Genomic DNA, 23,740 nt, shown 5'->3' on the forward strand with positions numbered 1-23,740 from the left:
TTAGTTTATTCACGACTTCGCCCCTGCCATGCCGCTATTTTGGATGGAAGACGGCGAGTTTTCTTTAAAATTTAATGTATAAATATTAATTTTTATGATATATTTATACAAAAATCTTCGAGGTGCACAATATGAGCGGTTTTTTAAAATTAGCAAGCGGGGAAATTTTTGAGGGAAATTGGATTACTGATATTTCGTCAAATGAAATTAGTGGTGAAGTTGTTTTTTATACAGGAATGACAGGGTTTCAAGAAGTGTTAACAGACCCTTCATATAAAGATCAAATTGTTGTCTTTACGTATCCACTTATCGGTAACTACGGTATCAATGAAGCCGATTTTGAAAGTGAAAAACCTCATGTTGCTGGTGTCATCGTATACGAAGCAAATGACGATGTATTTCACTATCAAGCAAAGTTTACATTAAAGCAATACTTGGAAAAATGGGATGTTCCATTATTGGATAATATTGACACAAGGGCGCTTGTGAAAAACATCCGTGACAAAGGATCCATGCCTGCAATCCTCTCTAAACAAAAGGGTATGAAATTAGAGTTGGGATTACCTGCAAAAAACAAGGTTCAGGAAGTATCAACTAAACAAATCAAAACTTTTGGCCAAGGTCAACATCACATTGTCCTTGTTGATTTTGGATGTAAACAGTCAATTATTAAAGCGCTATTAGCGAGAAATTGCCAAGTAACCGTTGTCCCGTACAACACAACCTATAACAAAATATTATCACTTAAACCTGATGGGGTTTTATTATCAAATGGGCCTGGTGATCCAAAGGATTTAATCGATGAACTGGAAAAAATAAAAATACTTGTTTCAGCTTTTCCAACATTAGGAATTTGTTTAGGGCATCAGTTATCGGCATTAGCCTTAGGTGCAGACACAACCAAGCTTGCTTTCGGTCATCGTGGAGCAAATCACCCAGTTTGTGATCTAAACAAAAATGAAGTGTTCATGTCCTCACAAAACCATAGTTATGTCGTGGATGAACAAAGTTTATTAGGAACAGGTCTATCAACTCGTTTTTATAATCTGCATGACCGCTCTATCGAAGGAATGGTACACGAAACTCTACCACTTCAGACCGTTCAGTTTCACCCTGAGGCTAACCCGGGTCCAAGCGACAGCGAATACATCTTTGATGAATTTATAGAAATTGTGAAAGCAAATAACGGGAGAGTTGTGACTTATGCCTAAAGATACAAGCATTCAATCAATCCTAGTAATTGGTTCCGGCCCAATTGTTATTGGGCAGGCTGCAGAATTTGACTATGCAGGAACCCAAGCATGCATGGCCCTAAAAGAAGAAGGATATCGAGTAATCCTAGTTAATAATAATCCAGCTACCATCATGACTGACGAGTTTTGTGCGGACTCCGTATATTTTGAACCGCTCACAGTAGAAAGTTTGGAAAAAATTATTGCCAAGGAACGTCCTGACGGAATGTTGGCGACAATCGGCGGGCAAGTAGGCTTGAATTTAGCCTTCGCACTTAGTGAAGCGGGGATTATTGAGAAATATGGAGTTAATTTGCTTGGTACTTCAATAGATTCTATAAAAAAAGGTGAAGACCGTGAAGCGTTTCGTACGCTCATGAACGAATTAGGGGAGCCTGTTCCAGATAGTACTATCGTTCATAGTCATGAAGAAGCAGTTTCCTTCGCAGAGGAAATTGGCTTTCCTATTATCATTCGTCCTGCCTACACACTTGGTGGAACAGGTGGAGGAATTGCAAACAATCACGAAGAACTTATCGGCCTTGTTACGAGTGGTTTGCAGGAAAGTGCTATACACCAATGTTTAATTGAAAAGAGCATTGCTGGCTATAAAGAGGTAGAATATGAAGTGATGAGAGATTCGATGAATACATGTATTACAGTATGTAATATGGAAAACATCGATCCAGTAGGAATTCACACTGGGGATTCGATTGTCGTGGCTCCATCTCAAACGTTGACAGATGATGAGTATCAAATGCTCCGTTCAGCATCAATAAAAATCATTTCGGCACTAAAAATCGTTGGTGGTTGTAATATCCAATTTGCCTTAGACCCAAATAGCAAACAGTATTATTTAATTGAGGTCAATCCTAGGGTAAGTCGTTCCTCAGCACTTGCATCGAAAGCAACTGGATATCCGATTGCCAGAATGGCGGCAAAATTAGCAGTTGGTTATTCTCTTTCAGAATTAATTAATCCAGTAACAGGAGAAACGTTTGCCAGCTTTGAACCTGCACTTGATTATGTTGTTGTTAAGTTTCCTAAATGGGCCTTTGATAAATTTCCGCAAGTAGACCGTAAGCTTGGAACACAAATGAAAGCAACCGGAGAAGTGATGGGAATCGATCGAAATTTAGAAAGAGCCTTGTTTAAAGCGATTCATTCGCTGGAAATAGATAATGATGATTTAGCGCTTCCAATATTAGGCGAAAAATCACTAGAGGAACTAACCCAAATGTTGAAGGAGCAAACAGATGAAAGATTATTTATCATCTTTGAACTACTACGCCGTGGAGTAGATATTCATGATTTGCATGCTATGACGAAAATCGATTTGTTCTATTTGATTCGCTTTAAAAAGCTAATAGACCTTGAAAGCGAAATTATCAATACAGACTCCCAGTCGATTACGAAGAAAGCATTGCAACTATATAAGAAAAAGGGCTTCAGTGATCACTACTTAGCTAGACAATGGGGAATAACCGAAGCTCAGGTTAGAAAATTAAGAAAAGAGGTGGGAATCCTTCCTGCTTATAAGATGGTGGATACTTGTGCAGCTGAATTCCACTCTATTTCTAACTATTATTATTCAAGCTACGATGGTGAAAATGAACAAACTCCTTCAAACAAACAAAAGGTTCTTATTATTGGGAGTGGTCCGATACGAATTGGGCAGGGAATTGAATTTGATTATTGTTCCGTTCATGGAGTGTTAGCATTAAAAGATGAAAATATCGAGACAATCATGATTAATAACAATCCAGAAACAGTGAGTACGGATTTTGCGACAGCAGATAAGCTTTATTTTGAACCATTGACGATTGAATCGATCTTAAATGTAGTGGATGCAGAAGGAATTACCGATGTAATTGTTCAATTAGGTGGCCAAACATCCTTAAATTTAGCAAAGGAACTTGAGGATTTTGGGGTAAATTTACTAGGAACAAGCTCAGAAATGATTGACTTCTTAGAGGACCGTGAACGGTTCTATAGTCTACTTGATGAATTGGAAATACCACATGTTCGAGGAGACATAGCTAACAACGAAGTTGAATTGCTTGAAGCAGTCCAAAATCTTGGCTACCCAATCTTGCTTAGACCTTCTTACGTCATTGGTGGTAAAGGAATGGAAGTCATTAAAAATCAGCAAGAATTGGAAAGCACCTTGGCTAGTGGAAGTGTAGTTTATCCGATTCTGGTCGATCAATACATTTACGCTCAGGAAGCGGAACTTGATTTAGCAGCGGATGGAGTGGATATTTTCGTTCCAACGATTGTCGAACATATTGAAAAAACTGGAGTTCACTCTGGGGATAGTTTGGCAATTCTTCCTGCACAAAGTTTCTCAACAGCAGTTGAACAGTTGATGATTTCCTACGCAGGAAAAATGGTGAAGAAGCTGCAATACAAAGGATTAATGAATATCCAATTTATCGTTGATGGAGAAAATGTATTGGTATTAGAAGTGAATCCACGTGCAAGCAGAACGGTGCCAATTGTTAGTAAAGTGACTGGTCAACCTTTAGTCCAAATTGCAACAAAAATATTGCTTGGGAAATTATTATTGTCGAATAGTTCTGAACAGTATAAGACGGTTAAGCTGCCTTTCACTTGTATTAAGTACCCAGTGTTTTCAAACTACGCTCTAAGAGGATTAGATTCCAAAGTTGGGCCGGAAATGAAATCAACTGGCGAAGGTATTAGTATTGCTGAGAACCTCGAAGAAGGATTAGCTAAATGGCTTCATGTTAATGTTGGAAAGAAAATTCAAGGTGGAAAGTTAATATGTAGCAACCTGGATGATATCACTGAATTAAAAGCCCTTGCAGAAAAGGTAAATATTGAGGTGGTCCAAACCGATATGTTAGAAGAAATGTTGACTGATAAAAATACAGTCGCTTTCTACGATACCCAAAAGCAGGCTATTGATATTTTAGCAAGACAAAAAGCAACAAGAAACAGAATTCCAACCTTCACTGAAAAAGAAACAATGAAAGCTTTTCTTACTGCCGTAGCTGTTGAGGACTGGAATGTTCAACCGATTGGCCATTGGCATCAAACTATTAATAAGGACGTGACCGTAGGATGATTCAAACGGATGTAATAAATAATAAGCTAAAAGGGAATGATTTTTTAACTTTAATGGATTTCTCGTCAGAGACCATTAAATTATTATTGGATAAAGCAATTCAGTTAAAAAGCGAAAAGCTTGCTGGGTCTGATCATGGTAAGCCGTTGGCAGGAAAAATTTTGGGAATGATTTTTGAAAAGTCATCGACAAGAACGAGAGTTTCCTTTGAGGCGGGAATGCTTCAATTAGGCGGTCAAGCAATTGTAATGAATAGTAAGGACTTGCAGATCGGAAGAGGAGAGCCAATTTCTGATACAGCTAAAGTGTTATCGCACTATTTGGATGCCATAATGATTCGTACTTTTTCCCATTCTATCATTGAGGAATTAGCTGAACATGCTTCCATTCCGGTAATAAATGGTCTAACTGACCTATATCATCCTTGTCAGGCCTTGGCTGATTTGCAAACAATTTATGAACAAAAAGGGACGCTTGCAGGACTGAAGTTAGCCTATATCGGCGATGGTAATAATATGGCTCATTCATTAATGATTGCCTGTGCAAAAATGGGAATGGATATTTCGGTTGCTTCTCCGAAAGGTTACGAACCAAATGCTGAGGTAACTGCAGCGGTAAACCAATTTGCAGCTGAAAGTGGCGCGAAGGTTGTTATTACCACCGACCCTGTAGCAGCTATCACTGATGCAGATGTAGTGTATTCCGATGTATGGACTAGCATGGGACAGGAGAAAGAAAATGAAATAAGACTAAAAGCATTTACTGGCTTCCAAGTAAATGATGCGTTAGTTCAAAATGCAAAATCAGATTATATTTTCTTGCACTGCTTACCGGCTCATAGAGAAGAAGAAGTGACCGCAAGCGTGATTGACGGACCTAACTCTGTAGTATTTGAGCAAGCAGGCAATAGACTACATGCTCAAAAAGCTTTGTTATTAGAAATCCTAAAAGACTAATTAGATAAAACGAGGCTACCTCCATTGTTGTGGAGGTGGCCTCGTTTTTTATTTTGACGGCAGTTTGGAAATTGAGGTTTGGCGGATTGGCAAGCCTTTTTCGCGGATTGGAGTCCAAATTTCGCGGATTGGCAAAACTTTTTCGCGGATTAGAGCCCAAATTTCGCGGATAGAAACTCAAATTTGGCGGATAGCTTTTTTTTTGGATAAAAACAACAAGTAATGTTCAATTTAACTTAGGAGATAATAGTGAGTGAAACATTTTCAAGGAGGTTAGGAAGATGGGGCAAAATAGACAATTTAAGTCGGGGCAAAAAGCACCGAATAATGGGATTTATATTGAAATTGGTGATTCAGGAAGTACTGTAAACAATCCAAAAAGAGTCAGATTAAAAGCAGGGGATAAGTTCCCAGAAAACTCGAATGACGATCGCATCTGGTCCTACCAGCGCCGACCATAAGAAAAGCGCAGGCGCCCTAGCGCTAAACATCTATCTATGTTGAAAAAATTTTAAGCCATCCGGCAGCGGATGGCTTTTCTTATATGAAAAAAAGGAATATAATAAAGTCAAAGGTCAGGAAAGGTCAAAGTCGAGGAGGAAACTGATATGGATATTAACAAAATGACAGAACGATTACAAGAAGCAATATTGTCAGGCCAATCACTTGCCCGTCAAAATGAACATCAAGAAGTAGATGATCTTCATTTATTTTTGGCCATCACCGAGCAGGAGAATAATTTAGTATCGTCAGTACTGGAAAAAATACAATGTCCAGTGGAAGCATTTAAGAGCCAATTAGCAAAAGCACTAGAAAAAAAGCCAAAGGTAACAGGTACCGGTGTTGCTCAAGGGAATCTGTATATTACCGCAAACTTGCAAAAAATCCTAACTGAAGCTGAAAAGGAAATGAAACAATTCCAGGATGACTTTTTATCGATTGAACATGTTTTACTTGGTGCCATGACTGTTCGCGGTGAAGTAGGAAAAATTTTAGCGGGGCTTGGAGTAACAAAGGAAAAGCTATTAGTAGCAATAAAAGAGATAAGGGGGAATCAAAGGGTGACCTCACAAAATCCTGAATCAACCTATGAAGCATTAAAAAAATACGGTAGAGACTTAGTAGAAGAAGTAAAAACAGGGAAAATGGATCCAGTCATTGGGCGTGACAATGAAATTCGTCATGTGATCAGAATTCTTTCCCGGAAAACGAAAAACAATCCAGTGTTGATTGGTGAACCTGGGGTAGGGAAAACGGCCATTGTAGAAGGGCTTGCGCAACGGATTGTTCGCAAGGATGTTCCAGAAGGGCTAAAGGATAAAACCATATTTGCTCTAGATATGAGTGCGCTCATTGCTGGTGCCAAATTCCGAGGTGAGTTTGAAGAGCGCTTGAAAGCTGTTTTAAATGAAGTGGAAAAAAGTGAAGGAAGAATCCTATTATTTATTGATGAACTTCACACCATCGTTGGAGCAGGTAAAACAGAAGGAGCCATGGATGCAGGTAATATGCTGAAACCGATGCTTGCACGAGGTGAGCTTCACTGTATTGGAGCAACAACCTTAGATGAGCACCGAAAATATATTGAAAAAGACCCAGCCCTTGAGCGTCGTTTCCAACAAGTCATCGTTCAAGAGCCAGATGTTGAAAATACCATTTCAATCCTTAGAGGGTTAAAGGAACGATTTGAAATTCACCATGGCGTGAATATTCACGACCGAGCCATTGTAGCCGCTGCGACCTTATCAGACCGCTATATTACCGATCGGTTTCTTCCGGATAAAGCAATAGACCTAATTGATGAAGCGTGTGCTATGATCCGTACGGAAATTGATTCGATGCCGACTGAACTTGACGAAGTGGTACGTAGGGTGATGCAACTTGAAATTGAGGAGGCTGCACTCCAAAAGGAAAATGATCCTCAAAGTCAAAATCGCTTAGAAATTTTAAAGAAAGAGTTGGCTGACTTAAAGGACAGGGCTAATAGTATGAAGGCCCAATGGCAAATTGAAAAGGACGGAATTCAGAAGGTCCGTGACCAGCGGGCGTTGCTCGAAAAGTTGCGTCGAGAACTTGAGGAAGCAGAAAACGATTATGACTTAAATAAAGCATCTGAATTGCGGTATGGGAAAATACCGCAAACTGAGAAGGAATTAAAACAGCTTGAATTGCAATTAAATGACCATAAAGGATCAAAACTCTTAAGAGAAGAAGTAACCGAAGAAGAAATCGCCTCAATTGTGGCACGCTGGACAGGTATTCCAGTAACGAGGCTTGTTGAGGGAGAACGGGAAAAGCTGTTACGCCTTGAGAGCATTCTTCATGAACGGGTGATTGGCCAGGATGAAGCGATTGAACTTGTTGCAAATGCCGTACTAAGAGCACGTGCCGGAATCAAGGATCCTAATCGACCAATTGGTTCATTTATTTTCCTTGGACCAACTGGAGTCGGTAAAACAGAACTAGCCAAAACGCTTGCTAATGCATTGTTTGATAGCGAGGAACAAATGATCCGAATTGATATGTCGGAATATATGGAAAAACACGCTGTTTCTAGGTTAATTGGGGCACCTCCTGGATATGTCGGTTACGAGGAAGGTGGACAATTGACTGAGGCAGTGCGGCGCAAACCATACTCAGTCATTTTGCTAGATGAAATTGAAAAAGCACATCCAGAGGTATTTAATATTCTACTGCAAATGCTTGATGATGGAAGAATTACGGATTCACATGGCAGAACAGTTGATTTCAAAAATACAGTAATCATCATGACAAGTAATCTTGGTTCCCATTTATTAATCGACGAAGCCATGAAAGACGGAAATATTTCTGAAGAGACTAGGGGAAAAGTGATGGCGACGCTTAGAAATCATTTCCGCCCAGAATTTCTAAATCGTGTAGATGAAACTTTACTGTTTAAACCGTTAGGATTGGGTGAAATAAAAGGAATCGTTAGCAAGCTCGTTATTGATTTACAAAAACGATTATCTGATCAACAAATAAACTTACGGCTTACTGATGAAGCCAAAACGTTTATTGCCGAAAACGGGTTTGATCCAGTTTATGGTGCAAGACCATTAAAACGATTTATTCAGCGCGAAGTTGAAACCAAGCTAGCGAAGCTGATTATTGCTGGAGATTTATTTAGTAGTAAAGAAGCCAAAATTGTTCTAAAGAATGGATCATTAGAAATTGAAAAATAAAAGAAAAAGCTGACTCTAGGGTCAGCTTTTTCTTTTGGAAAAATAATTCAAACAAGCTCAAAAATAAAGAGCGTTGTGTTTAATGTGTTCCTTCTTTTCCAACTGGATCGTTAGGAATAATCATTGGGATCACAATTAGTAATACAGTGACTGGAATAGCTAAGATAACACCAGTCATAAAATCGAATTCTGTGCCAATCATGGAGCTACCCACATACACGACCATTTGAACAAGAATGGCTGTCCAGAAAAAAGTCCAAAAATATCTCAAAGAAATCACCTCTAACTATATGTATTCCTCATTACATCTTACCATATCCATCCAAAATAATAAACGCAATTTTTCTGACACTTTGGCCTTAACGACAATAAAGGAAAGATAGGCGAACCTCCTTATCAATTCCTTTGAAAATTCATACATTATTATGTACAAATGGATAAAGGGGTTTTTTTAATGGAGAACCGAAACTTTCAATTGGATACCGAATGGAATGTTGTTCATTATCCTCAACAGCCTACTGGTTTCGGTATCCTTATAATTGGTGATGAACGAAGCTTTGTAGATAAAGAAAACAGCTTTTGGACACAAAATGAAGGAAGACTAGCATTAATCAATCATTTTAAGCAAGCTGGATACACGGTATTTTATTCTAATCTGTATGGGAAAAATTGGGGGAGCGATAAAGCTGTAAGATTAGCAAAGCAACTTTATGATTACATGATGAGGACTGAGATATTAAATGGGAAAATCCATATTTTAGCTGAAGGAATGGGCGCACTTGTTGCGTTAAAATTAGTTAAGGAAATGGGACAGGGAATTCGTTCTGTTGAGTTGCTTAACCCAGTCTTCACATTAAAAGATCAATTGGAACACGAAAAAGAAAACAAGTTTTTTTACAAAAAAATACTCAAAGAAATTGCCATTTCATATGGGTTGGATGTTAAAGAGGTTGAAAAAAGATTTCTTAACATGGATATTCAACCGAATGTTCCTTTAAATTGTCCGCTTAACATCATTCATATTTTGTCGGGAAATCGTTCCTATAAACAATCTGAACTTTCAAGCCAACTCAGCACAAGATGGGAAGAAGAGGGGAAATCAGTTTCTATATGCTATATGCTTCCAGAAAAAAAGTCGGAACTAAATAAATATCTAATTAACTTGTTTAAGGCTTATGAAATTATTCTATAGGCAGAAGAACCAAATGATAAGAAATGATATAAATAATTCTCCTTGCGCATAGGATACTATGAGATTGTTCAGGGAGGCTATGCGATGGACAAGGCAGTGATTTTTGGAGGATACGGGTTTTTAGGTTTTTACCTTTGCACAGCTTTTCTGGATAAAGGGAATACTGTTCAATGTATTCCCTTTGACAGTGGTCAAGACCGTTTTATAGAAGAAAAGCGGTTTACGGTTGGCAGGAATGCTAATTTTGAAGAATTAAGTTTTGAGGAATGGGCTCAGTCATCTCAAAATGGTGAGGGCGGAATAATCATTATTTCTCTGTTTGATTTATTTTTAAAAAATGAACCAAAGAATATAAAAGCTCAAATTGAATTAGCATTTGCACAAGTTCATGCGAAACGAGAAATGGAAAATACACAAATCGTTGTTATTTTACCAGTCCAATACTTGGAAATAGAAGAACAGGTTATCATGCGGATTTTAGAAGAAATTGACAGAAGTCACCTAAGTTCGAAAACCATTTATTTGCCCACTTTATATGGACCTTGGCAGCCAATGGAAAATGTTTTTCAGCAGGTTTTTTTAAATGAAGTGGGGGAGAGACAGGGTCTTCAATTAAGTGAAAATGAATGGGTGTTTGACGCAATCTATATTACAGACGCGGTCGACGAAATAATGAAGATTGTAGAAGATGACGAGATTCAAACGTGTTTGCTAAAAAGTGCAGTTACGAGTCACTGGAAAAAATGCGCGGATTTTCTGGAAATTAATCCCGATATTTATGAAAAGGGTGAACTTGGTAGGGAAATTATATCCTCTGATATTATAAAGGTTGAGGTGTGTGAAAGTATCGGATTTGAGCAAGGTTTAACCCAACAACAATTACATTTAATGCGGCTTTTATCTGGAGTATGAGAGTAATAAAAAAAGAAAGGGGCTGACTCTTCAGCCTCAGATTGTAGAAAAAGGTAATTTTCTCGGCAATTTTTCATTTTGTTAGAACATTAAATGCCATTTTTTTTATATGAGATTGTCTATGCTAAGGGAACTGTTGATCTCCGCTCCAGGTGCTTCGCTTCAATCAACCTAAAGAATTGCAACACACCTTATCCAGCCTCCCTCAATGTATTGCAATTTTTTTATATTTTGGCAGGCTGCAGTAAGGAAAGTCTGTTCACTATCATTCTTCAATCCCCGTAACCGGCAGTAGCGAAGCCCATGCATCTCATTTGAGTCTGCAAAGCTTCGCTCTATTTTTTCTTTCCAAATATATAAAGCCATTTACTATCTCGAATTTCCTTGTCACTTTCCCTTTTTCTTTTAATGGCTTTTTTCCGTGTTTGATTCTATCCTCTTCTATTGTCTTGTTTAAGTCATGCCATAAAGATAACTAATAAACATCATTTTAAAAAGAATAAGGGGATCGAACAGTAGGGGGCGTTATCATCGCTATAATAAGGAGGACCTTTTCAAGAAGAAACGAAAAATAAATATATTAGTCAATCAAACGAAGAAGGTGATCGTCTGGAACTAATTCATCAATAGACACAAATTCATATTCACTTTGGCTTAAACTTTGATTTTACCATTTATTTTTATTGTTTATCGGTTGAGTGGAAGGTCTATATTGGGACCGCCCTGTTGATTGGAGTGGAAGGCGCGAAGACTCCTACGGGAGCAGCGGGACAGGTGAGACCCCGCAGGCGCTTAAGCGCCGAGGAGGCTCACCGCCCGCCCCGCGGAAAGCGAAGCGTCTGGAACGGAAATCAACAGACCTATTGAACAGCCTATTTATTAATAATTATTCATAAAAATTTAGGTGATATACTGTCGAGAGTTTCTCGCCAGCCTAGTGATGAATCTTCGCCTCTTCACTTTTTCTTAATTAATTTCATGATATGGGGGCTAACTTTATTGAATAGAGGTTTGAGCTGTGTTGTTGATGTCATAAATAAATCGATGGTTTTAAATAACTCATCAACATTTACACCATCCAAATATTTTGCGATGGCTTTTTCAATGGTATTTTCCAAACTAGTTTCTTCTTTCAAATCTGTTTCTTCTTTTATCTTCCGTTCTCCAAACATTAGCTTGGAAAAAGGGTCACCCTGAAGCTGACTTTTTCTTTCTTGATGGTTGTTTTCCATAAAAAATGGTACCTCCCTTTAAAAAGGTTTATTATTAATTTATGAATAAAGGATTATTTTGTATGGTTATGTGCTGATAAAAACTGAGAAGAATGGCTGAGTACGGGGGCTAAGTAAAAAAAAGTTGCAAAAGAAGTTTCAGTTTTGATAAAATTAGTACCAAGTCATAATAATTGATAATAAAAAATACTATTTAATATCATTATAAATGTATCAAAAAAGGAGTTGTTTCCATGAACGCAGGGATAAAGGGAATAGGTCGATATTTGCCAGATAGAATCTTGACCAATAAGGAACTAGAACGAAGAATGGATACAACAGATGAATGGATCCGTACCATGACGGGGATTGAAGAACGGAGAATCGCTGATGATTCTGTCAACACATCAGACATGGGATATGAAGCAGCTCTAAAAGCGATTGAGGATGCTAATATTTCACCGGAAGAGATTGACCTAATTTTAGTGGCAACCGTTACCCCTGATCAACCGTTTCCTACGGTTTCTTGCATTCTGCAAGAGCGTTTGGGTGCAAAAAAAGCCGCTGCGATGGATATCAGTGCAGCCTGTGCCGGATTTATGTACGGGATGGTTACGGCGAAGCAGTTCATTGAAAGCGGTGTGTATAAGAACATTCTAGTTGTTGGTGTCGAGAAGCTTTCGAAAATTACCGATTGGAATGACCGAAACACTGCAGTATTATTTGGTGATGGCGCTGGTGCAGTCGTTATGGGACCTGTTTCTGAAGGAAGAGGAATCCTATCATTTGAGCTTGGTGCAGATGGAACAGGAGCAAAACATTTATATCAAGACGAATATATCATCATGAATGGCCGTGAGGTTTTTAAATTCGCTGTTCGACAAATGGGTGAAAGTGCAGCAAATGTATTGGAGAAAGCTGGATTAACCAAAGAGGATGTTGATTTGCTTGTTCCACATCAAGCAAACATTCGGATCATGGAAGCATCAAGACAGCGGTTGGATCTTCCAGAAGAAAAAATGTCGAAAACTGTTCATAAATATGGCAATACTTCTGCAGCTTCGATTCCTATTTCGATTGTAGAGGAACTTGAAAACGGAAAAATCAAAGATGACGATTTACTTGTAATGGTCGGCTTTGGTGGTGGTTTGACTTGGGGAGCAATTACTCTACGTTGGGGAAAATAAGAACTAACTAAAATCATACCATTTATTCTGCAATATACTTAGAAAAGGAGATGCTACAGGAATGGAAAAACGAAGGGTTGTCGTTACAGGCATCGGAGCGGTTACTCCGCTAGGAAATGACGTAGAAACGACATGGGAAAATCTTATTGCAGGAGTTTCGGGAGTTGGCCCGCTAACAAGATTAAATGCAGATGAGTATCCAGCTAAAGTAGCTGCAGAGTTAAAGGATTTTAATATAGAAGCATATATGGATAAGAAGGATGCACGAAAGATGGATCGCTTTACCCATTATGCAGTGGCTGCATCGACGATGGCCGTAAAGGATGCCAACTTAACAATTACTGACGAAAATGCCCCACGCGTAGGTGTTTGGATTGGCTCAGGAATTGGTGGAATGGAAACATTCGAAAATCAGTTTGAAACGTTTCTTAATCGTGGCTACAAACGAGTAAGTCCGTTCTTTGTACCGATGATTATTCCGGACATGGCTGCCGGACAGGTTTCGATTATGCTCGGTGCTAAAGGGATTAATTCCTGTACGGTTACTGCGTGTGCAACAGGAACTAACTCGATTGGGGATGCATTTAAGGTAATCCAACGAGGGGATGCAGATGTAATGGTAACTGGTGGGGCAGAAGCACCAATTACCAGAATGTCGGTTGCTGGTTTTTGTGCCAACACTGCACTTTCTACAAACCCAGATCCGAAAACAGCTAGTCGACCATTTGATCAAAATCGTGATGGTTTCGTTGTTGGCGAAGGTGCTGGAATTGTCGTATTGGAGGAGCTTGACCACGCTCTTGCTAGAGGTGCAAAAATATATGCGGAAATAATTGGCTATGGTGCAACTGGTGATGCTTATCATATTACAGCGCCTGCTCCTGGTGGAGAAGGCGGTGCACGTGCGATGAAAATGGCTATTGCCGACGGTGGATTAGTTCCAGAAGATATTGAGTATATCAATGCTCATGGTACAAGCACTGGGTACAATGATAAGTATGAAACAGCGGCAATAAAAGAGGTATTCGGAGAGAATGCTTACAATGTTCCAGTGAGCTCGACAAAATCGATGACTGGTCACTTATTAGGAGCGGCTGGTGGTATTGAAGCTATTTTTTCTGTTTTAGCCATTAAAGAGGGAACGATTCCTCCAACAATTAATTTAGAAACTCCTGATCCAGAATGTGATCTCGATTATGTACCAAATCAGGCAAGACAAAAAGAAATTAATACTGCTATGAGTAATTCACTAGGTTTTGGCGGACATAACGCATCGATTGTATTTAAAAAGTATCAAGGCTAATAAAGTCCTTTCTTAAAAATCGAAAAAAATAGGCTGGCTGAAGGGATTTCCTTCACCAGCCTATTTTTTGTTATTGTAACTAAATAGGAATATTCGAATAAAGAACGAATGGGTCTTTGCACGCAATTTTCCTTGCCATCATAAGCTGATTAATAAAATCAATGATGGAGGAGATATAAATGGGGGTAATCAGAACTGACGAATGGATAGAGGAGTACTTTGCAAATCCCATTGAAATGTGCAAAAAAACACTAAATGAAAAAAGTGATGAAGACCCACGTTCGTTTTATCGGTATCTAATAGAATATGGAATGTACAAGCCGACTAAACAAAGTAAAAGAAATTTTGAAGAACTGAAAGAACATGATGTTTGGGGCATTGTTGAAGGAATCTATAAAAAATATCGGCTCAAGTGGCGAGGACCTAATATCCCTATCTATATATTCCCACTAGGTGATCGTTATCGTTCATTCGGTCAAATTGGCAACCGCAATGATAATGGAAACAGGAAGTCTGGTCTAACCTTTCCTGATAAGTTGTTTCTTTTTCTAACCCCAGAACTTGATAATAAAGAAATCGAAGCTATTTTTGTTCATGAATATCACCATGCATGTCGGATGAATTATATTAAAAAGGATATAAAGGATTACACCCTTTTGGATTCAATTGTCCTTGAAGGACTTGCCGAACATGCAGTTGAGGAAAACTGCGGTAAAGAGTACCTTGCAAAGTGGTGCAAATTGTATTCGGATGAACAAATTATTAGTTATTGGAAACGTTTTTTAGCAAAGAATTTATCAGTGAAAAAAGACCATTCCCAACACGATCATTTGCTTTTCGGGGGAAGAGGAGTACCAGAAATGTTAGGATATGCTTCAGGATACTCGATGATTGCTAAATACAAACAAAGTAGAAACATGAAAACAGGATCATCCTTTACACTAAATTTTGATGATTTTTTAAGTTCGACATTTGTTTAACTTCAAGGATTTCTGAAACACCATTATTTGGTGTTTCTTTTCATATAGGCTCTGTTAAACTAGAATGTTGATTTCCGCTCCAGGCGCTTCGCTTTCCGCGGGGCGGGCGGTGAGCCTCCTCGGCGCTTAGGCGCCTGCGGGGTCTCACCTGTCCCGCTGCTCCCGCAGGAGTCTTCGCGCCTTCCACTCCAATCAACATTGTGTAAAAAATCAACATTGAGCTTTAACACAGCCTTCATATAAATAAACATCCATCATATATTTTATAAATGGGCAAGATCATTCTGTAAAACCCTAGGGAATAAGGAATAATTTAACTGTTTTCTGACCATACTGATTGACAAACAGTTTCTTGAAGAGAGGGGTAAATTCATGTTGTATCTTCATGATGTTTGGGTGAACTGGTTCGAAGGGGAAGAAAACGGTTATAATATCTGTCATTTCCACGAATGGCGCAAAGACGATGCAGTTGAACTGCTCGACCAAGTACCATTGCTAAAAATTGATCCAGTTCTTTTTCTTTTTATCGAAAACGATTTGTCAGAGCTTCCGCAACAGCTTCTTCATGATGTTTATCAAAAAGCCTATTTACGAAAAAATCATGAACGCATTCAGCTTGACCACTGTTTTGTTATTTCAGATGGGTCTGGAATCTTAGCAGTTGATACAATGGGGTATAATATTCCAATTAGGAAAAGCAGAATTATTCCAAGACAAGAACAGCTTGCCTATGAAATGCTAGAAAATCAAGATGTAATTAACTATTCATTTGATCAAAAAGAATTTAATAAGGATTTCCACATTCTATCTCCAGAGCCAGAATTAATGAGGGGATTAACGAGAAAGGAACGTCAGCTAAAGCAATTGTTATTTATGGCATTGGATCATTTATATTCATCGAAAAATGTTGCTGAAATCCGGTATTGGTTTACAGAGTGGCGCCCTGAGCAATATTCTGAGATCCAAATGCTAACCTTTGAAGAAGCCTGGGTTCAACTATTTGAAGAGACTAAATACGGTTGGACAAGCAAACATCAAAAGTTTTGTGAAAATATCGTCAAAGGCCAACCATTTTTTGAAAAGTTATGGGAAATGGAGCATGGCCCAAAAGTAAATTGAGGAGCTGTTAAAAACAGCTCCTCAATTTTTTTAGTTATTGTCCAGCCAAAAGCGCAGACAGTTTCTTGCTTTTTATTGCTACTATTTTCTTTTTCTCCCAAGTCCCATTGCATTTTCCATCTTTTTTAACATTTTTCCGGCAACAAAATTTGCCTTTTCTGCGCCACGGTCTAAAATTTCATCTAGCTCTGATGACTCCATTAAAGCGTGATATTTACGTTGAATGGGTTCGATTTCACTGACAACGACTTCAGCTAAATCTGCTTTGAATTCACCATATCCTTTATCTTCATATGCGGCTTCTAAATCAGAAATAGACCGCTTTGAAAGAATTGAATAAATCGATAACAGGTTGGATAAACCTGGTTTGTTTTCTTTATCGTATTTCACGATTCCCTCAGAATCTGTAACGGCGCTTTTTATTTTCTTCTCAATTTGCTTAGGATCGTCAAGCATGGTGATCGTCGCTTTTTTGTTTGGATCGGATTTACTCATTTTTTTGTTTGGCTCTTGTAACGACATGACTCTTGCACCAACCTGAGGAAGCCGTATTTCCGGGATGGTAAAGATTTCATTATATTTTTTATTGAAACGCTCGGCTAAATCACGAGTTAATTCTATATGCTGCTTTTGATCGTCACCAACAGGGACAATATCCGTGCTATACAATAAAATATCCGCCACCATAAGTGGTGGGTATGTAAGTAATGCCGCAGAAACAGCATCCTTCCCAGCTGATTTATCTTTGAATTGTGTCATTCTCTCTAACTCACCGATATAGGATATGCATTGCATCATCCAACCAGCCTGTGCATGTGCTGGAACCTCTGATTGAATAAACAATGTTACTTTATCAGGATCTATTCCACATGCAATATATAAGGCAGCTAGGCTCCGAATGTTTTTTCTTAGTTCTAATCGATCTTGCGGGACGGTAATAGCATGTTGGTCAACAATACAAAAGAAGCAATTGTATTCGTTTTGAAGCTCAATAAACTGCTTCATTGCACCAATATAGTTTCCAAGGGTAATTGTGCCACTTGGTTGAATCCCAGAAAAAATCGTTTTCATTAAGATATTCCTCCTTCTAACAATAAAAAACCATTCATCCTATCTGAATAAGGACAAATGGTCCATTTCTCCACATTTGACTATTCATTACTAATAATAATTATAACAATTTTTTATTAAAATCAATAGAGGCTACCAATAAATTTCGGAATACAAAATTTATTGGTAGTGAAAAATTAAACGGCAAATAATTTTATTTTGTTGGAATAATAAATATTTCTGTCGAATTTTGATGACTAATCTTGGTTTTTTTGCATGTTTTGTAGAAATTAGCAAAGTGTTCACTGAAATCGGACTTGCAATCAGAATTCAAACTATTTATAATAAACCTAACAAATGGGTACATACCAAGCCTGTCACATTTCTGTCAAAACTGTATATATCAAGTATTTTTAATAAAATGAGTTTATAACTAATGTAGTTGTAGAGAGGGTCTGAGGAAGTATTTTCAGACATCAATAGGGTCTCTTCATAAAAGAGTATAAACTTATTTTTTTATTGTCTCTTTTTTAACTAAAATTGACAGATTATTATATAAATATACCTGAGGCGTACAATTGTTTATAGAGGAAAGGACAGTGTGAGGACCGTTTGCCTATAAAAAAAGAGGGGGTCAAAACGTGAAGAAAAGATTATTAGTCTTTTTTAGTATGTTATTAGTACTCAGCATGTTCCTTGCTGCATGTGGTGGGAAAGATAATGCTGACAGCAAAAAAGATTCTAATGGAACTAAATCGGATGTTCCACAAGAATTGCATTTAAACATTTCAACAGAGCCATTCTCCTTAAACCCAGGATTGGCAAACGATTCAACATCAGGCGGTGTTTTACACCAAACATTCGAAGGTTTAACTCGCCTTGATGCTAAAGGAAAACCACAACCAGCTATGGCTGAAAAAATCACAACAAGTAAAGATTTAACTACCTATACGTTTAAACTACGTGATACAAAATGGTCTAATGGAGACCCTGTTACTGCAGAAGACTTCGTTTATGCCTGGAAATGGGCTTTAGATCCTAAAAACGAATCTCAATATGCCTATCAGTTGTATTACGTTAAAGGCGCACAAGCTTTTAACGAAGGTACTGGAACTGCTGACGCTGTTGGGGTTAAAGCAATAGATAGCAAAACTTTGGAAGTTACACTTGAAAATCCAACTCCTTACTTCTTAGAGTTAACTGCATTTTACACATATTTCCCAGTTAACAGTAAAATTGCAATAGATAATCCAAACTGGCATGTTGATGCTGGTGATAAATATACATCAAACGGCCCATTCAAAATGGTTGAATGGTCTCACAGTGACAAAATTGTCCTTGAGCCAAATGAAAACTATTGGGATGCCAAAAATGTTAAGCTTACAAAAGTTGAAATGACGATGATTACTGATGCAAACACTGAGCTTTCAATGTTTGATAACGGCGAGTTGGATTGGGCAGGAAAACCATTAGGGTATCTTCCAACCGATGTGCTTCCGCAATTAAAAGCAGATAAGAAGTTAAAATCCCAACCAATAGCTGGTACTTACTGGTACAAATTCAACACAGAAAAAGCTCCTTTTAATAACAAAAACATTCGTAAAGCTTTCGCTTATGCGATTAATCGTAAAGCAATTGTTGAAAATGTTTCTCTTGGTGGAGAAATCCCAGCAATGGCGGCAGTACCTCCATCCATGTTTAAAGAAAACACAAAAGGGTATTTTAAAGATAACGATGTGAAAAAGGCTAAGGAGTACTTAGAAAAAGGATTAAAAGAACTTAACCTTAAGAGTGCAGCTGATTTACCTGCAATTTCTCTATCTTACAACACAAATGAAGGACATCAAAAAATTGCTCAAGCAATTCAAGATATGTGGAAGCAAAATCTTGGAGTTAATGTCACTCTTGATAACCAAGAGTGGAAGGTTTATATTGACAAACTTCATTCTGGGGATTATCAAATTGGTCGTATGGGTTGGTTAGGTGACTTCAATGATCCGATTAACTTCCTTGAATTATACAAAGATAAAAACGGTGGTAATAACGATACATTCTGGGAAAATGCAGATTTTAAAGAGCTACTTAATAAATCTTCGAAAGAAGCAGATCCTGACAAGCGTTTTCAATTGTTAAAAGATGCTGAAAAAATATTTATCGATGATATGCCAGTTGCGCCAATCTACTTCTATACAGATACTTGGGTTCAAAATGACCACCTAAAAGGTGTCGTTATTTCTGGACTTGGTGATATCCAATTAAAATGGGCTTATTTCGAATAAACAAATAGCCAAAAATCAAAGAGTTAAAACAAGGTATATGGGTTTTTCCCATATACCTTCGTTTTCTGATTACAGATATATAGAAAATAATGGAGGTGTATCTAGTGGCAAAATATATATCAAAACGATTGTTGTATATGATTATTTCCTTATACCTCATTATTACAGCAACGTTTTTCTTTATGAGAATAGCACCAGGTAATCCTTTTACATCAGAAAAACAATTGCCTCCTGAAATTGAAGCAAGCCTTAATGCTCATTATGGCCTTGATAAGCCATGGTATGTTCAATACGGAGATTATTTAGTCAAAATTGCTCATTGGGATTTGGGGCCTTCCTTTAAATACAAGGCACGAACAGTAAATGATTTGATAAATGACGGTTTTCCAGTTTCATTAACACTTGGGGCAGAAGCAATTTTCATTGCGCTTGCATTTGGTGTTTTACTTGGAGTTATCGCAGCGCTAAAACATAATAAGTGGCAGGACTATGCGGCAATGATTGTGGCTGTAATGGGGATTTCTGTGCCATCATTTATCATGGCAACCATTTTACAATATTTCTTAGCAATTAAATTAGGTCTTTTTCCAGTCGCTCGATGGGAGACCTTTATGCATTCTATTCTTCCTGCGTTGGCATTAGCATCAACACCAATGGCCTTTATCGCCCGTTTAACACGGTCTAGCATGTTAGAGGTATTGAGCAATGATTATATAAAAACAGCAAAAGCAAAAGGATTGAGCCAAGGTGTAATAACAATTAAGCATACCATCCGTAATGCTCTTTTACCGGTAGTATCTTATATGGGTCCGTTATCAGCAGGAATTATCACAGGAAGTTTTGTAATTGAAAAAATATTTGGGATTCCCGGGTTAGGCTCTCACTTTGTTTTAAGCATTGCTAACCGTGATTATACCGTTATCATGGGAGTCACAGTTTTCTATAGCATTTTATTACTAATGTCTATTCTTCTTGTCGACATTGCCTATGGATTCATAGATCCGCGGATTAAATTGACTGGCGGGAAGAAAGGAGAATAACGATGCAACAACTATCAAAAGATAAATTTCAATTAGTGGGCAGTAGAATATCTGATGCAGAGAAAATCTCAAAACCAAGCCTTTCCTTTTGGAAAGATGTTTTTATTCGTTTTCGAAAAAACAAGTTGGCTTTGTTTGGAGTTGTGTTACTAATCATACTCCTATTCATGGCTGCTTTTGGACCATATATGACTGGATTTGACTACAGAACCACTGATTTAATGAATACCAACAAAGCCCCATCAGCAGCGCATTGGTTTGGAACTGATGATCTTGGACGAGATATGTTCACCCGAACGTGGGAAGGGGCACGGATTTCCCTATTTATTGGTATCGCAGCAGCGTTAGTAGATTTCACAATTGGCGTTTTTTGGGGGGGCTTCTCTGGGTATAAAGGCGGTCGTGTTGACGAATTTATGATGCGAACAGCGGATATTCTTTATGGAGTACCTTATTTACTTCTTGTCATATTATTAATGGTAGTTCTTGGTCAATCCTTATCGACAATGATACTAGCAATGACCATTACAGGATGGATTAACATGGCACGGATTGTTAGGGGGCAAGTCCTGTCTTTAAAAAGTCAGGAATATGTTCTTGCAGCACGAACACTTGGTGCAGGGTTACCACGTATTATGCGCCGACACTTAATTCCTAATACAATGGGTCCAATCTTGGTTACGATGACATTATCTATTCCTTCGGCAATTTTTACAGAGTCTTTCTTAAGTTATTTAGGTTTAGGTTTAACTCCACCGTTAGCGAGTTGGGGAACTATGGCTTCAGATGGATTACCCGCAATTAAATACTACCCATGGCGCTTATTCTTCCCAGCGACATTTATCTGCTTAACAATCTTTGCTTTTAACGTTATTGGGGACGGATTACGTGATGCGCTTGATCCAAGATTACGGAAATAAGGAGTGAGAATATGGAAAAAATATTGGAAGTAAAAAATCTAGAGGTCTCATTCCAAACATATGGAGGAGAAGTGAAAGCTGTTCGCGGTGTTAGCTTTGACCTTATTAAAGGCGAAACACTTGCAATTGTTGGGGAATCAGGGTCAGGAAAGTCAGTTATGACGCAAACCATCATGAAGTTGATTCCGATGCCGCCTGGTAAAATTAAAGGTGGGCAAATTCTATTTAATGGTGACGACATTGTACCTAAAACAGATAAACAAATGGAAAAAATACGCGGTAAGGAAATCAGTATGATATTCCAAGACCCGATGACATCTTTAAATCCGACGATGAAGGTAGGACGTCAGATTATGGAGGTCCTATTAAAACATCAGAATATGTCAACCGCTGCTGCAAAGCAACGTGCAGTTGAGTTACTTCATTTAGTAGGAATCCCCATGGCTGAAAGACGGGTAAATCAATACCCACATGAATTCTCGGGTGGAATGAGACAACGGGCGATGATCGCGATTGCACTTGCCGCTAGTCCGAAGCTGTTAATTGCTGATGAACCAACAACTGCACTAGATGTTACGATTCAAGCTCAAATATTAGAGTTAATGAAAGATTTACAAAATAAAATGGAGACATCTATTATCTTCATTACTCATGACCTCGGAGTTGTCGCAAACGTGGCAGATCGGGTTGCGGTCATGTATGCAGGAAAAATAGTCGAATTGGGCACGGTAGATGAAATTTTCTACGATCCTCGCCATCCGTACACATGGGGCTTATTAGCATCTATGCCTAGCCTTGATAATCATGAGAAAACAGAGCTTGCGGCGATACCAGGAACACCTCCGGATTTAACAAATCCACCAATAGGAGATGCTTTTGCAGCTAGAAATCCTTATGCACTCGCAATAGATTTTGAAGAAGAACCACCGTTGTATCAAATTTCTGAAACACATTTCGCTAGTACATGGCTTCTTCATCCAGATGCGCCAAAGGTTGAACCACCAGAAACGGTGAAAAAACGGATTCGCCAGATGGCCTCCAATTTTGATAAACCGATTTTGGTAGGGGAGGTAAAATAATATGGCAGAAAAACTAGTAGAGATTAAAAATTTAAAGCAATATTTCAATATAGGTAAACCAGATCTTGTCAAAGCAGTTGACGATGTTTCTTTTGATATATACAAAGGCGAAACTTTGGGGTTAGTTGGGGAATCAGGTTGTGGTAAATCGACAACAGGACGTTCCATTATCCGCCTTTATGATGCAACTGGTGGACAAGTCTTATTTGATGGAAAAGACGTTCATGGTAAGAAGAATCATAAAGAATTGAAGCTTTTTAATCGGAAAATGCAAATGATTTTCCAGGACCCATATGCATCACTAAATCCACGGATGACTGTTTCTGATATCATCGCTGAGGGGATAGACATCCATGGCTTAGCGGATAACAAACAGAAACGGATGGAAAGGGTGTATGAACTATTAGAAACAGTTGGATTAAATAAAGAACACGCAAATCGCTATCCACATGAGTTCTCTGGTGGACAAAGACAACGGATCGGCATCGCTAGAGCGTTGGCTGTTGAACCAGAATTCATTATTGCTGATGAACCGATCTCCGCTCTAGACGTGTCGATCCAGGCACAAGTTGTAAATCTTATGAAAAAACTTCAACGTGAAAAAGGGTTGACCTATTTATTCATTGCTCATGACTTGTCGATGGTAAAATACATTAGTGACCGAATTGGTGTCATGTATTATGGGAAATTAGTAGAATTAGCTACCGCGGAAGAACTTTATAAAAATCCGCTTCATCCTTATACGTTATCGTTATTATCTGCGATTCCGCTACCAGATCCAGAGACGGAGCGTACACGGCGTCGACATTCATATGATCCTAGTACTCACCATTATGGAGATAACGAAAAGGTGGAAATGCGGGAAGTCCACTCAGGCCACTTTGTATACTGCTCTGAGAAGGAATTTGTAGATTTCAAAGCGAATTATAAGCAATAAGAAAAACGATCTCAATTATTGAGATCGTTTTTCTTTAGATAATATCATG

At 38.3% G+C, this 23,740-nt stretch carries 19 protein-coding genes and 1 pseudogene; 16 read left to right on the plus strand and 4 right to left on the minus strand.

What is annotated here, in order from left to right; translation table 11 throughout:
* Positions 1-131 precede the first annotated feature (131 nt).
* The 5 genes from B1NLA3E_RS05130 (at position 132) to clpB (ending at position 8,482) form a co-directional block, all read left to right on the plus strand.
* A complete protein-coding gene (locus B1NLA3E_RS05130) occupies positions 132-1,211 on the plus strand; it encodes a carbamoyl phosphate synthase small subunit (RefSeq protein WP_015592779.1) in 1,080 nt (359 codons plus the stop codon).
* On the plus strand, positions 1,204-4,323 hold the full coding sequence (locus tag B1NLA3E_RS05135) for a carbamoyl phosphate synthase large subunit (protein ID WP_015592780.1): 3,120 nt from the start codon (positions 1,204-1,206) through the stop codon (positions 4,321-4,323). The genes B1NLA3E_RS05130 and B1NLA3E_RS05135 overlap by 8 nt, the downstream gene beginning before the upstream one ends.
* Positions 4,320-5,279 (plus strand): ornithine carbamoyltransferase, encoded by a 960-nt coding sequence (gene argF / locus B1NLA3E_RS05140; protein WP_015592781.1) that lies wholly within the window; start codon positions 4,320-4,322, stop codon positions 5,277-5,279. The genes B1NLA3E_RS05135 and argF overlap by 4 nt, the downstream gene beginning before the upstream one ends.
* A gap of 281 nt (positions 5,280-5,560) precedes the next feature.
* Entirely contained in the window at positions 5,561-5,740 is a 180-nt protein-coding gene (locus tag B1NLA3E_RS05145) for a YjzC family protein (protein WP_015592782.1), read from the plus strand.
* 147 nt (positions 5,741-5,887) lie between these two features.
* Complete coding sequence (gene clpB, locus B1NLA3E_RS05150; protein ID WP_015592783.1) at positions 5,888-8,482, plus strand: ATP-dependent chaperone ClpB; 2,595 nt, start codon at positions 5,888-5,890, stop codon at positions 8,480-8,482.
* A gap of 79 nt (positions 8,483-8,561) precedes the next feature.
* Here clpB and B1NLA3E_RS05155 read toward each other — a convergent pair whose 3' ends face one another.
* Complete coding sequence (locus B1NLA3E_RS05155) at positions 8,562-8,762, minus strand: YjzD family protein (protein WP_442852650.1); 201 nt, start codon at positions 8,760-8,762, stop codon at positions 8,562-8,564.
* A gap of 174 nt (positions 8,763-8,936) precedes the next feature.
* On the opposite strand from B1NLA3E_RS05155, the gene B1NLA3E_RS05160 reads away from it, so the two are divergent.
* On the plus strand, positions 8,937-9,674 hold the full coding sequence (locus tag B1NLA3E_RS05160; protein ID WP_041580319.1) for a hydrolase: 738 nt from the start codon (positions 8,937-8,939) through the stop codon (positions 9,672-9,674).
* Between the two features lie 84 nt (positions 9,675-9,758).
* Positions 9,759-10,586, plus strand: a complete 828-nt coding sequence (locus tag B1NLA3E_RS05165) for an NAD(P)-dependent oxidoreductase (protein WP_015592786.1) — start codon at positions 9,759-9,761, stop codon at positions 10,584-10,586.
* 171 nt (positions 10,587-10,757) lie between these two features.
* On the opposite strand, the pseudogene B1NLA3E_RS05170 reads toward B1NLA3E_RS05165, so the two are convergent.
* Positions 10,758-10,934, minus strand: a pseudogene (locus B1NLA3E_RS05170) (transposase); the annotation flags it as partial.
* Positions 10,935-11,542: 608 nt separating this feature from the next.
* Positions 11,543-11,818, minus strand: a complete 276-nt coding sequence (locus tag B1NLA3E_RS05175) for a hypothetical protein (RefSeq protein ID WP_015592787.1) — start codon at positions 11,816-11,818, stop codon at positions 11,543-11,545.
* A gap of 233 nt (positions 11,819-12,051) precedes the next feature.
* On the opposite strand from B1NLA3E_RS05175, the gene B1NLA3E_RS05180 reads away from it, so the two are divergent.
* The 4 genes from B1NLA3E_RS05180 to B1NLA3E_RS05195 all read left to right on the plus strand — a co-directional run bounded on the left by B1NLA3E_RS05180 (position 12,052) and on the right by B1NLA3E_RS05195 (position 16,386).
* Positions 12,052-12,984, plus strand: coding sequence for a beta-ketoacyl-ACP synthase III (locus tag B1NLA3E_RS05180; RefSeq protein WP_015592788.1), 933 nt, complete (start codon positions 12,052-12,054; stop codon positions 12,982-12,984).
* A 61-nt stretch (positions 12,985-13,045) separates the two neighbouring features.
* On the plus strand, positions 13,046-14,287 hold the full coding sequence (gene fabF, locus B1NLA3E_RS05185) for a beta-ketoacyl-ACP synthase II (protein WP_015592789.1): 1,242 nt from the start codon (positions 13,046-13,048) through the stop codon (positions 14,285-14,287).
* A gap of 179 nt (positions 14,288-14,466) precedes the next feature.
* Entirely contained in the window at positions 14,467-15,267 is an 801-nt protein-coding gene (locus tag B1NLA3E_RS05190; RefSeq protein WP_015592790.1) for a DUF2268 domain-containing protein, read from the plus strand.
* Positions 15,268-15,639: 372 nt separating this feature from the next.
* Positions 15,640-16,386 carry a YjbA family protein gene (locus tag B1NLA3E_RS05195; RefSeq protein WP_015592791.1) on the plus strand — a complete coding sequence of 249 codons (747 nt, stop codon included), beginning with the start codon at positions 15,640-15,642 and terminating at the stop codon, positions 16,384-16,386.
* Positions 16,387-16,467: 81 nt separating this feature from the next.
* Here B1NLA3E_RS05195 and trpS read toward each other — a convergent pair whose 3' ends face one another.
* On the minus strand, positions 16,468-17,457 hold the full coding sequence (gene trpS / locus B1NLA3E_RS05200; RefSeq protein WP_015592792.1) for a tryptophan--tRNA ligase: 990 nt from the start codon (positions 17,455-17,457) through the stop codon (positions 16,468-16,470).
* A gap of 620 nt (positions 17,458-18,077) precedes the next feature.
* Between trpS and B1NLA3E_RS05205 the strand changes: the two genes are divergently transcribed.
* The 5 genes from B1NLA3E_RS05205 to B1NLA3E_RS05225 all read left to right on the plus strand — a co-directional run bounded on the left by B1NLA3E_RS05205 (position 18,078) and on the right by B1NLA3E_RS05225 (position 23,691).
* A complete protein-coding gene (locus B1NLA3E_RS05205) occupies positions 18,078-19,715 on the plus strand; it encodes a peptide ABC transporter substrate-binding protein (RefSeq protein WP_015592793.1) in 1,638 nt (545 codons plus the stop codon).
* Between the two features lie 104 nt (positions 19,716-19,819).
* A complete protein-coding gene (locus B1NLA3E_RS05210) occupies positions 19,820-20,755 on the plus strand; it encodes an ABC transporter permease (RefSeq protein WP_015592794.1) in 936 nt (311 codons plus the stop codon).
* 2 nt (positions 20,756-20,757) lie between these two features.
* Positions 20,758-21,675, plus strand: a complete 918-nt coding sequence (locus B1NLA3E_RS05215) for an ABC transporter permease (RefSeq protein ID WP_015592795.1) — start codon at positions 20,758-20,760, stop codon at positions 21,673-21,675.
* 11 nt (positions 21,676-21,686) lie between these two features.
* Positions 21,687-22,754: an ABC transporter ATP-binding protein gene (locus B1NLA3E_RS05220; RefSeq protein WP_015592796.1), complete on the plus strand. Its 1,068-nt coding sequence runs from the start codon at positions 21,687-21,689 to the stop codon at positions 22,752-22,754.
* 1 nt (position 22,755) lies between these two features.
* Complete coding sequence (locus B1NLA3E_RS05225; RefSeq protein WP_015592797.1) at positions 22,756-23,691, plus strand: ABC transporter ATP-binding protein; 936 nt, start codon at positions 22,756-22,758, stop codon at positions 23,689-23,691.
* The last annotated feature ends 49 nt before the right edge of the window (positions 23,692-23,740 follow it).

Origin of the sequence: Bacillus sp. 1NLA3E, from assembly GCF_000242895.2 — a bacterium.
Lineage (GTDB): Bacteria > Bacillota > Bacilli > Bacillales > Cytobacillaceae > Bacillus_BU.

Bases quoted from the DNA above. Each gene is read 5' to 3' on its own strand.
- B1NLA3E_RS05195 (WP_015592791.1), top strand. From the start codon at position 15,640: ATGTTGTATCTTCATGATGTTTGGGTGAACTGGTTCGAAGGGGAAGAA.
- B1NLA3E_RS05160 (WP_041580319.1), top strand. From the start codon at position 8,937: ATGGAGAACCGAAACTTTCAATTGGATACCGAATGGAATGTTGTTCAT.
- B1NLA3E_RS05190 (WP_015592790.1), top strand. From the start codon at position 14,467: ATGGGGGTAATCAGAACTGACGAATGGATAGAGGAGTACTTTGCAAAT.
- B1NLA3E_RS05175 (WP_015592787.1), bottom strand. From the start codon at position 11,818: ATGGAAAACAACCATCAAGAAAGAAAAAGTCAGCTTCAGGGTGACCCT.
- trpS (WP_015592792.1), bottom strand. From the start codon at position 17,457: ATGAAAACGATTTTTTCTGGGATTCAACCAAGTGGCACAATTACCCTT.
- B1NLA3E_RS05225 (WP_015592797.1), top strand. From the start codon at position 22,756: ATGGCAGAAAAACTAGTAGAGATTAAAAATTTAAAGCAATATTTCAAT.
- B1NLA3E_RS05145 (WP_015592782.1), top strand. From the start codon at position 5,561: ATGGGGCAAAATAGACAATTTAAGTCGGGGCAAAAAGCACCGAATAAT.
- fabF (WP_015592789.1), top strand. From the start codon at position 13,046: ATGGAAAAACGAAGGGTTGTCGTTACAGGCATCGGAGCGGTTACTCCG.
- B1NLA3E_RS05180 (WP_015592788.1), top strand. From the start codon at position 12,052: ATGAACGCAGGGATAAAGGGAATAGGTCGATATTTGCCAGATAGAATC.
- B1NLA3E_RS05135 (WP_015592780.1), top strand. From the start codon at position 1,204: ATGCCTAAAGATACAAGCATTCAATCAATCCTAGTAATTGGTTCCGGC.
- B1NLA3E_RS05220 (WP_015592796.1), top strand. From the start codon at position 21,687: ATGGAAAAAATATTGGAAGTAAAAAATCTAGAGGTCTCATTCCAAACA.
- B1NLA3E_RS05165 (WP_015592786.1), top strand. From the start codon at position 9,759: ATGGACAAGGCAGTGATTTTTGGAGGATACGGGTTTTTAGGTTTTTAC.
- B1NLA3E_RS05130 (WP_015592779.1), top strand. From the start codon at position 132: ATGAGCGGTTTTTTAAAATTAGCAAGCGGGGAAATTTTTGAGGGAAAT.
- clpB (WP_015592783.1), top strand. From the start codon at position 5,888: ATGGATATTAACAAAATGACAGAACGATTACAAGAAGCAATATTGTCA.
- argF (WP_015592781.1), top strand. From the start codon at position 4,320: ATGATTCAAACGGATGTAATAAATAATAAGCTAAAAGGGAATGATTTT.
- B1NLA3E_RS05215 (WP_015592795.1), top strand. From the start codon at position 20,758: ATGCAACAACTATCAAAAGATAAATTTCAATTAGTGGGCAGTAGAATA.